This window comes from Shewanella sp. AS1, assembly GCF_021412565.1.
Classification (GTDB): Bacteria; Pseudomonadota; Gammaproteobacteria; order Enterobacterales; family Shewanellaceae; genus Shewanella.
The window spans coordinates 236,510-246,587 of record NZ_JAKCLJ010000005.1; the positions used below are offsets into that span (position 1 = coordinate 236,510).

The 10,078-nt window shown below is 49.2% G+C and carries 7 protein-coding genes and 1 riboswitch; of the genes, 6 read left to right on the forward strand and 1 reads right to left on the reverse strand.

Features of this window, described 5'->3' with window-relative positions:
* The first annotated feature begins 115 nt into the window (after positions 1-115).
* On the forward strand, positions 116-769 hold the full coding sequence (locus LZP69_RS09595) for a hypothetical protein (RefSeq protein WP_234200145.1): 654 nt from the start codon (positions 116-118) through the stop codon (positions 767-769).
* Between the two features lie 147 nt (positions 770-916).
* On the opposite strand, the gene LZP69_RS09600 is transcribed toward LZP69_RS09595, so the two are convergent.
* Complete coding sequence (locus tag LZP69_RS09600) at positions 917-2,638, reverse strand: GGDEF domain-containing protein (protein WP_234200147.1); 1,722 nt, start codon at positions 2,636-2,638, stop codon at positions 917-919.
* 480 nt (positions 2,639-3,118) lie between these two features.
* On the opposite strand from LZP69_RS09600, the gene LZP69_RS09605 reads away from it, so the two are divergent.
* The 5 genes from LZP69_RS09605 to LZP69_RS09625 all read left to right on the forward strand — a co-directional run bounded on the left by LZP69_RS09605 (position 3,119) and on the right by LZP69_RS09625 (position 9,161).
* Positions 3,119-4,423 (forward strand): metal-dependent hydrolase family protein, encoded by a 1,305-nt coding sequence (locus LZP69_RS09605; RefSeq protein WP_234200149.1) that lies wholly within the window; start codon positions 3,119-3,121, stop codon positions 4,421-4,423.
* Between the two features lie 151 nt (positions 4,424-4,574).
* Positions 4,575-4,776: riboswitch (cobalamin riboswitch) on the forward strand.
* Positions 4,777-4,872: 96 nt separating this feature from the next.
* Complete coding sequence (locus LZP69_RS09610; protein ID WP_234200150.1) at positions 4,873-6,894, forward strand: TonB-dependent receptor; 2,022 nt, start codon at positions 4,873-4,875, stop codon at positions 6,892-6,894.
* 108 nt (positions 6,895-7,002) lie between these two features.
* Positions 7,003-7,614 carry a GDSL-type esterase/lipase family protein gene (locus tag LZP69_RS09615; RefSeq protein ID WP_234200151.1) on the forward strand — a complete coding sequence of 204 codons (612 nt, stop codon included), beginning with the start codon at positions 7,003-7,005 and terminating at the stop codon, positions 7,612-7,614.
* A gap of 484 nt (positions 7,615-8,098) precedes the next feature.
* Positions 8,099-8,830, forward strand: a complete 732-nt coding sequence (locus tag LZP69_RS09620) for an HDOD domain-containing protein (protein WP_234200152.1) — start codon at positions 8,099-8,101, stop codon at positions 8,828-8,830.
* 127 nt (positions 8,831-8,957) lie between these two features.
* Positions 8,958-9,161, forward strand: a complete 204-nt coding sequence (locus tag LZP69_RS09625) for a dodecin (RefSeq protein WP_234200153.1) — start codon at positions 8,958-8,960, stop codon at positions 9,159-9,161.
* Positions 9,162-10,078 lie beyond the last annotated feature (917 nt).

The window sequence follows — 10,078 nt, forward strand, 5'->3', positions numbered from 1 at the left end:
GCGAATATTGTTTTCGCAAAATAGGCCGATTGGTAAGTTTGCAACTCTAGTAGTATTGCTTAAAAAATAGACTCGTATAACACTTCTGAGAGACTTTTGATTAAGGATGATTGAAATGGACTTTCCTCAATATACTTCACATGGATGTGAGCACACCCGATTCCTCAATTGTTTTCGCCCCTGGATGATGGGCGCCGCGTTACTGTTTTGTGCTTCGCCCAGCGCGATGGAGCAAGAGTCAAATAGCCTGGAGCAACTTCACGAACTGAGCGTGTTTGACCAGCGGATCCGACTGCAATTTCCCAGCAATTGGCGACTGGCTCATCAAGATAGCAGTGAAAAGCTGTTTGCAGCGGAATTTATTCCCAAGGGACAGATGCTGGCAGACTGGAGCGCACTCTATTGTGTCCAAGGGGTGAAAGGCTTGGCTGAAGATGTGGAACCTGAAACCTTTTTGGATACCTTCGCCAGTCACTATAAGTACTTGTGTGATGGCACCATGGAATACAAGAAGCTGGGGCGGGGTAATGTGTCGGGGAACCAAAGTTTCAGCGCCACCCTCAGCTGTTCTAAGATGCCTCATAACCATGGTGATGAGCAGATCGAACAGGGAAATAAAGCAGAGATAGGCCACTATACCGTGATTGCCCTTGATGATGACTTCCTGATCCTGCATCAATCGGCAAGGGGGGATGCCCTTGAGCCCATATCTTCACTCACTATTCCTGCATCCTTTGAGGTGCGCAGTAATATCATTAGCTTGCGCTAACAGCCAGCTTTCGCTAACAGGATTGACATGGATTGAAAGTGGGGAGCATGGGTTCCAATCTTTTTCAAAATTTAGCTGCCCAATATTTAGCTGCCCAATATTTAGCTGCCAGAGTGGCAGCTAAATTATCAATTAATGGGCTGTAGATTATTGGGTTAATAATCTTCCTGAGGCAGAACAGGTCGCATGCTTATCAGGATTAAAAACACTGATTTGATTGCGTCCATTATGCTTGGACTGGTACATGGCGCAATCGGCATCGTGCATCAGTTTCTCCAGTTTATAGCCCGACAGTTGGGTGTCTGTGATACCGAAACTGGCGGTGACCACCAAGTCGGTTTCCTTGCTGGAGTCTTTTATCTGTGCCATGGCTTTCTGGCAGGCTTCGGCGAGTCGAATTGCAGTATTGATATCACTTCCAGGTAACGCAATACAAAACTCTTCCCCCCCTATGCGGGCGAAGAGATCGTTTTTCCGTCCATGTGCCTGACATACCTGAGCGACTTGCTGTAATACCCAGTCACCCCAAGCGTGACCATACTGATCGTTAATCTGTTTAAAGTAATCCAAGTCAAACAGTATGTAGCTCAGGGAGGTCTTGGTATTTTCACAATAATTGAGAGCACTCTGAGTTACCTGGGTGAAATGTCCGCGATTGAGTATCTGGGTGAGCGAGTCATATTCGGCCAGTTGCTTAAGGCTGCGCTGAACAGTCCAGGATTTATATCCCCAGAAAACCAGCAGGGTGATCACGGCGCAGAGCAAAATAATAAACAGTCTGTTGTTTTCAGCTTCCGCTTTAGCTAATTGCTGCTCAGTCAGCAGCAGGTTGTTTTGTCTATCGAGCAAGGCGATACGATTCTGTTGCTCTGCGGTTTGATGCTCGGCTAGCTGAAATGCCAGATGCTTGGTCTTGATATCGTCTAAGTAGGCCCTGTCTGCCTGGGTGTACTTGATATGGTAATTTAACGCCTGACGATAATCGCCGCGATCCTGCGCGTCCTGATACAGTATCTCGTAGGCGGTGACAGTTGCTTGTGTATTGCCTAAGCCATTGGCGAGCTTGTTAATCTTATTGGCATAATCTAAGGCATCCGAGGTTTGTCCTTGTCCTTGATAGGCCTTAGACAGGGTGGCATAAACTTCGACGATGAGCCCTGGGTAATGCGTATTCTCAATCACATTGAGCCTTGGCAGCAATTGCTCGAAAACCTTGTCTAGCTGACCATCTTTGAGGTATTTGGTGGCAATGTAAGAGTGAATAAAGCTTTGCATTATCACTTCGTCATCACAGCTGTTGATGGCGGTTTCTAGGCTGGGGGACTCGACATCCAGTTGATTTAAACTCAGCAGGGCTTCGATGACCAAACCATTGGCCAGACAGCTATTGCGCGGCGAAGTGGCGGCTTGTTTCAACTTGTTGGCGTAGCTTAAACCCAACTCATACTGCTCTATCTGGTTGTAAAAAATGGCGGCGATGGCCAGTCCGTTCTGTATGAGCTCTGGATCTTTGATCGATTCCAGTAATTTGAAGTTTTTCGACAGATGGGATAACCCCAGACTCCAGTTCTGGGAAATCGCATAGATATTGATCAGGGTTTGATTCGCCTTGAACTTGAGTTGCTCATCGGCTTGGGAGGAGATGATCTCATTAAAAATCTCGATGCTTTGTGCGTTATTCCCCTGATAGGTCAGCTCGTAGGCCTGCAGGTATTGAAGATAGAGAGCCTGCTGCCGATTAATGGGCTGCTGTTCGAGGGAGTCGAGTAGCAAAGAGAAGGCCTCAGGATCACTGCTTTTCACCTGATCGGCCTGTTTCAATAGCGAGTCGACACTCACGTCTTTGGCCATGTTTATTTCTTTGGTCATATCCACTTCCTCGGCCATAGCCAGGCCGAAGAATAAGCACAATGTGAGTATGAGTATGTTTATTTGCATCAGTTTATTTGCATCAGTTTGACTTTAAATATTATTTATTAACCCGCTAGGTTTAGCTTAGTCTCATCATTTGGTTTTTCATCATTGTGGATGTTTCACCATTACCAAGCATCTCTTCTGAGGCTATAAGCTGGCGAGTAGATGGGGCAGATATGACTAAATGAGGCCTGATTATGAGCGTCTAATCTCATACCTATATCGATGCAGCCAAGTTCCCCGTTATGAGTGACTTCTTATTTTGTTACAATTTATTAACTTGGCGTTAGGCTAACAGCCTTGGGCGAGATTTGGAACGTTAATTATTATTTTGATGGTGTTATTTCTGTCAGCCATAAGTCGCGCTTGTGTTTGTCAGACTAATTTGGCAGGTTATTCCTTGCATTTGAAAAGGATATCAATATAGGAAACCCCATGAAAAAACCAATTAAAAACAAGAGTAAATGGTTACTCTCTGCCTTAGTAACAGCGGCGATAAGTCACAATGCATTCGCCGAGGTGAGTGTGATCCACGCCGGAACCTTGTTGGTCAATCCTGCCAATGCGCCGCTAACGGAGCAAACCTTAGTGGTCGAGGATGGCAAAGTTAAAGCGATACGCTCAGGTTTTGTTGCCGCCGAATCCTTCGGGAATGATGTCACCTATATCGATCTGAAAAACCAGTTCGTGATGCCGGGACTGATGGATATGCATGTGCATCTTCAAGGAGAGCTGGGGCCGAAAAACGACAGTGAAAAGTTGCGTATGTCCGATGCCGATGTGGCGATGATGAGCGCCTATTTTGCCAAGAAGACTCTGCTGGCAGGCTTTACCACAGTCAGAGATTTGGGGGCCAGACCCGAGCAGATGTATGCCCTGCGTGACGGGATCAACAGAGGCTGGATAGATGGCCCAAGGATCATCGCCTCGGGCGGTGTGTCTGTCACAGGCGGTCACGGGGATGTGGACGGCATGAGTCCGGATCTGCTGGATAAATTCACCTCGAAAACCATTTGTGATGGCCCCTATGATTGTCGCCGCGCCACCCGCCGCGCCATCAAGTATGGTGCCGATGTGATAAAAATTACCTCAACCGGCGGGGTGCTATCGGACACCAACACAGGCACGGGCCAGCAGATGAGTGACGATGAGATTAAGGAGATCATCGACACTGCCCATGCCCTTGGACGGCGGGTTGCCAGTCACGCCCACGCCACCGAAGGGATCAATGCCGCGCTGCGTGCTGGTGTCGACAGTATTGAGCACGGCAGTTATACAGATAAAGAGAGTATCAGGCTGCTGAAACAGAATAATGCCTTCCTGGTGCCGACTCTGCTGGCGGGGGATACTGTGGTGCAGATGGCCAATAATGCCGATTTCATGTCTGAGGCGATCAAGGCCAAGGCGAAACGGGTCGGCGGCGACATGATGAGCAGCTTTACCCGAGCCTATAAAGCGGGGGTAAAAATTGCTTATGGCACAGATAGCGGGGTGTCGGCCCATGGGATAAATGCCCGTGAGGCCGTGTTGATGCACAAGGCGGGGATGAGCAATAAAGATATTCTGATTTCGGCGACTCTGAACGGCGCCGAGCTAATCGATATGTCTGACAGCTTAGGCACACTGGATGTGGGTAAATTTGCCGACATTATCGCGACAGACACCAGCCCGCTGGAGGATATCTCTGCCTTGCTGGATGTGGGCTTTGTGATGAAAAATGGTCAGGTTTATAAGCAATAGCAATCGGACCTAGCCTGTTTAACGGCTATTTTTAAAGGCGTTTAATCGCAAAAACGTATCACAAATCAAATTAGACATTTAAACGTATAGATGGCTATAATGCCGCTTCTCGCGAGTCAAGATCAGATAGTCCAGACTCGCGATGACTACAATATAGTCAATCTTTTGTGGTGCTTGCGCTAATATCAGGCGAGATAATCGGGAAGCCAGTGAGAATCTGGCACTGCCCCCGCAACGGTGAAGGTGAAAGTGGGATGCGTCTGATGGCGTTTAATCATCCCAACTTGTCGCATAAGTCTTGTGTGCTTATGCTTATCCTCAGTCCGGAGACCGGCCCTTAAGGTGATTTCGAGATTTCGGTGGGCAGATCTTGAAATGCGGTATGGGCAGGTCTTTTGCCGATATGCCGTGACTTCTTGCCCTGTTTTCCTTTTAGGAGTTAAAGGTAAATGGGTACACAACCAACAATTATTGCCGTATTGGTCGGCACTCTCTTTGCTGTTTCTGGCACACTGGCTACTGCGCCGGTTCAGGCTGCGGAACCTACTTCTGATTTGCAGAGCGCTGATCCGCAAACATCAGATAAGCAAACATCAGATCCGCAAATCCGTGTAGATGAAACCCTCACTGTCATAGGCCGCAGCGAAAATATCCCGCTCAATGTCGCCGCCAATGTAGCGATTATCGATGCGGCCGCCATTGAGCAGAGCGGCGCAACGACCTTAACTGAAGTGCTTCGCGGTCAAAATGGTATTCAAATCGCCGATTCCAATACAGGCGCCATCTTCGCGATGCGCGGTTTCAGCGCAGGGCAGGCGGCCAACAATACGCTGATCCTGCTCGATGGCCGTCGCCTTAATAATATCGATATTGCCGCGCCCAGTATCAATGCCATCCCACTCAATCAGGTCGAGCGGGTGGAGATCCTATCTGGTAGCGCCGGTGTCCTATATGGCGATCAGGCGGTTGGCGGGGTGATCAATATCATCACCAAGGCGCCCGAGGGTTCGGGTGGCAGCATGCAGCTCTCAGGCGGCAGTTTCTCTACCTATGAAGGCCGCGGCGATCTATTTGGTGCTATCAATGATAAGTGGCGCGTCTACGGTGCGGTCAGTTATAACCAAGGGGATAACTACCGCAAGCACAATGCCAATGAAACCACGTCTATCTTAGGTCGGTTGCAGTACCGCGATGAGGGCGACTCATTTTTTGTCGAGGGCAGTTATTATGATAATCACCGCGAGTTGCCTGGTGCCCTGAGCTTAGATCAGTTTAAGGATGACCCCACACAGGCGACCACCCAAGTCGACAGTTATATGCATGAGATGACAAGCGCCGCGCGTCTTGGGATCAAGCATCAGCTGACGCAGCATTGGCAGTTGGCTGCGGATGTGAACTACTCAGATACCTTAACCACAGGGCTAAATACCTGGAGTTCGACCCGGCGCGACAGCCGTTCACTGCTGGAGCTCAATCCCAAGGCGGTGGGGACATTTACCACAGGCAGCGGTGAGCTGCGCTTGGTGACAGGCCTAGATCTTAGCCGGGGCGAGTCTGAGTTCAGCTCCGGCCGGAGTAATGAACAGAAACAGGCAAGCGCCTATGTGCAGGCGACGGTTCCTCTGACTGAGGAGCTAAGCTACATAGTGGGTGGCCGCTATGCCAAGGTGGAAGATGAGCTGGTGGACCCACAGGCTTATGCGTCAGGTGTAGAGTTAGATCAGGATGCTCATGGCCTCGAGCTTGGGATCAACTATCGCCCGAGCAGGAGTCAGCGTTTCTACCTGCGCTTCGATGAAAACTTTCGCTTTGCCAAGGTGGACGAACAAGCCTACACCTCGGCCAATGTTTTGGGGCTCGATCCTCAGACAGGATACTCCTATGAGGCCGGCTGGGATCTGACGTTGGCGAGCCATACTCTGCGAGTCAGTGCTTATCGCTTGGATCTTGAAGATGAGATTGTTTTCGATGCCAGCGCCGCGAGCCCTGCCGGAGGGAGTTTTCCTGGGGCGAATGTGAATGCCGATGCGTCGCGCCGTTACGGGGTGAATCTGGACTGGGACTGGCAGTTGAGTCAGGCGGTGCAGCTGGGGCTGGAATATCACTATATCGATGCCGAATTTACCGAGGGACTCAATCTTGGTAAGGCGCTCTCCTGGGTGGCCGAAAACAGCGGCCGCGCCTATGTCAGTTATGACATCAGCGACAGTCTGCAACTGTTTGCCGAAGGCGTCTATACGGGTGAGCGTTTTATGGAGGGGGACAATGCCAACCAGGATCCTAAGCTGCAAGCCTATACCCTGACCAATCTTGCCCTCAACTACAGCCATCAGAACTGGCTGGCAAGCTTAAGGGTCGATAATCTGCTTGATGAAGACTATGTCAGTGCGGGCTATTACAGTGCGTTTGGCAGCGGTTACTATGCTGGTACTGGCCGCAATCTGCGTTTAAGTGTCAGTTACCGTTTTTAGCCTTCACTTTCGCCCTATAAATAGGGTAAAGTTTTTGGCGCTAAAGCCGATAAGCCAGTCATGATTGACTGGCTTTTTTTATGAAGCTGAGTGGATGGAACTGAGAGAATGAAACTAGAATGGTTACTGCTGTTGCTAGTGCCTGTCCTGCTTGGCTACTGGCTGAGTCGGGACGAAGTTGACCTTCCCTGGCTTTCCGCCGATAGCACTATTCTGGCCTTTGGCGACAGCCTGACCCTGGGAGTTGGTGCGCCAAAAGGGCGCGACTATCCCAATGTGCTGGCCCAGTTGACCGGTATAAAGGTGGTTAATCGCGGGATCTCCGGAGAGACAACTGCAGAGGGCGCAAGGCGTTTTGCCGCTGTGCTCGATGAGGTGCAACCTGAACTGGTGCTGCTGCTTGAAGGAGGCAACGATTTCTTGCGAAACCAGGGCGAGCAGCAGGTGGAGCAGAATCTGGCACTGATGATATCGCAAGCGCAGGCGAGAGGGATTAGCGTCGTGCTGATCGCCGTGCCGCAAAAGAGTGTCTGGCTGGCGCCTGCCGAGCTCTATTTACGGCTGGCAGAGCGTTATCAGTTATTGCTGGTCGAATCCCTGCTGACTGAGCTGCTGACATCGCCTGAGTTGAAATCGGACTCGGTTCACCTCAATGAGCTGGGGTATCAGAGACTGGCTGAGCAGATACGAGATAAGCTAGTCGATGCCGGTGCGCTTTAGGCGCTATTACACCTTTGTTGGGCTGCTTTCGGCTTGCTGACTGGCTGGGGCTTATTCATCGAACACTCTAGGCTTGGGGCGTCATCTTCGCTGTGAATGACAGAAAAATGACATTTCACCTACAGCCAAGGCAGAGATGTTTGGGTGGGAACGACAGGATGAAGAAATATTTAGTTGAAAGTGCGCCATATCACCTAAATCGACTTGACCCAGACAGGCGTTTTATGGGTAAATTCTGCAATAACAAAATTGCAGATCGGTAGGGCGTGTTTATCTTTTAAGTTTGTTTTTGCCGCAGTTTGTTGGAAATTTATACAAGGCAGCACTTTTGATGTGTGGTTATTCCACATGAGATAGTGCTAACGCTGTAGAAATGACAACAAACGCTGCCCTACGGATTTGGTTAAAGTACTTTTATCTCGAACAAAAATTAAACAGCAAAGATAAACACGCCCAAGAATAATAAATTAGGTTACTTACTTCCATGACAGATCTTGAGCAGCAGGTATTCACTCAAGTACGTGCAATTATGGCCAATGAAGAACAGGTCATTGGTCGCCGCGGCATACTGATCCCCCTAAAGAAGGCGATCATCGCCGATGGGGATATCCGCAATGTAATCGATATCGTCTCTTCCGATCCCGCTCTGGCCGCACACATGCTGTGGCGCAGTAATGCGGCGGTCAATGCGGTTAATTCAGGACTTTCGAAGAACCGTTCTCTCAAAGATGCCTTAGTGCGTTTGGGGCAAGTGAACATCTATCGTTATGCTTTCACTTTCTACCTTAAAGAGCGTCTCGATGAGTTGCCTCAGCCTTATAAGAAGCTGGTATATGGCTACTGGGCGCTGACCGAGAGCATTGCTACCGATGCCGTCGACAGTTTGCACCATATGGAAGGGGTGGAGATCAATCCTGATGAAGTGCAAACCTTGGCGCTGTTCAGCGTGTTTGGTGAGATTATCGCGCTGACCGCATTTGCTTATCTTAATGCCGAGTCTAACGAGTCTTTCCCGCTGTCGATTATTAAGTCATTGATAGATAGTAAGAAGCAGACCTTTACCCTGGAAGCATTCGACTCGCTTGGCTTAGATGAAGAGCTCAAAGAGGAGTTTATGATTGCCCATAACCTGCGTCAGACCCGCAATCCGCACTCGCCGGGTTTAGTGCTGCGCCGGGTTCTATCTATGCGTAATCAGCTGCTGCAGCCGCTTTAAGCAGACCAGTTGTGAGCAGCTAAAAGCCTGCGCTCCTAGCCTGCAATGCGCAGGCTTTTTGGTTTCTGCAGCAGAGCCAAGTTTAACTTCTATACTCAAATGACGAATTCTGATTGGGAATATCATTATGAGTCATACCTATAAGATCATTGAACTGGTAGGATCGTCGCCAGAAAGCTCTGATGAGGCGATAAAAAATGCCATTTCGCAGGCCAGCCAATCATTGCACAATATGCGCTGGTTTCAGGTGGTGGAGACCCGGGGACATTTGGAGGCGGGAATGATAGCCCACTGGCAGGTCACCATTAAAGTGGGCTTTACCTTAGATTGATCACCTTAGCTTGATACACTTTAGATGGAAGCAAAGGTGTGCCAGCAGTGTTAACCCAAGCTTAACCCCAGAACGTCCCTCGGACAAAAGCAGTTTTGAACTTTAACTTGGTGGTGAGCTCATGTGTAGTGACTTCTGAGGCACGGTGAGTGAAGCGCAGCTTCTAGCTTACGAACGAGAGGCAAGGACGCCGAACTGGCTTTTAAACAGGGATGTTGTTCAAGTACTTCCCTGGGCGCGCTCCACGAAATCATCTGACCAACATGGATGTAGGGAATGCCATAAAATATCAGGAATATTTTTGACCCTGAAATCCAAGGCCTCAGCCGCACCTACACTCAGCTATCCATCACTCCGATTAAGCCTTACGAGTATGACTCCGATAATCTGAAGCAAAATAATTTACGGACAAAAGCAGTTTTGAACTTTAACTTGATGGTGAGCTCATTACCTGTGGTGAGCTTACGTGTAGTTACTTCTGAGGCACGGTGAGTGAAGCGCCGCTTCTAGCTTACGAACGAGAGGCAAGGATGCCGAACTGGCTTTTAAACAGGGATGTTGTTCAAGTACATCCCTGGGCGCTCCACGAAATCATCTGACCTACATGGATGTAGGGAATGCCATAAAATATCAGGAACATTTTTGGCCCTGAAATCGAAGGCCTCAGCCGCACCTACACTCAGCTATCCATCATACCGATTAAGCCTTACGAGTAAGACTCCTATAATCTGAAGCAGTTTTGAACTTTAACTTGATGGTGAGCTCATTACCTGTGGTGAGCTTACGTGTATGTAGTGGTCAACTAAAATTGGCCACGGTTTTGTATTCAAGCCAATATCTTCGCTCTGACTCATTGGGTGTCAGCCCACCGTTATATTGATGTGGTCTCAGCTGACTGTAATACCCCGTCACATATC

Bases quoted from the DNA above. Each gene is read 5' to 3' on its own strand.
- LZP69_RS09605 (WP_234200149.1), top strand. From the start codon at position 3,119: ATGAAAAAACCAATTAAAAACAAGAGTAAATGGTTACTCTCTGCCTTA.
- LZP69_RS09620 (WP_234200152.1), top strand. From the start codon at position 8,099: ATGACAGATCTTGAGCAGCAGGTATTCACTCAAGTACGTGCAATTATG.
- LZP69_RS09615 (WP_234200151.1), top strand. From the start codon at position 7,003: ATGAAACTAGAATGGTTACTGCTGTTGCTAGTGCCTGTCCTGCTTGGC.
- LZP69_RS09610 (WP_234200150.1), top strand. From the start codon at position 4,873: ATGGGTACACAACCAACAATTATTGCCGTATTGGTCGGCACTCTCTTT.
- LZP69_RS09625 (WP_234200153.1), top strand. From the start codon at position 8,958: ATGAGTCATACCTATAAGATCATTGAACTGGTAGGATCGTCGCCAGAA.
- LZP69_RS09600 (WP_234200147.1), bottom strand. From the start codon at position 2,638: ATGACCAAAGAAATAAACATGGCCAAAGACGTGAGTGTCGACTCGCTA.
- LZP69_RS09595 (WP_234200145.1), top strand. From the start codon at position 116: ATGGACTTTCCTCAATATACTTCACATGGATGTGAGCACACCCGATTC.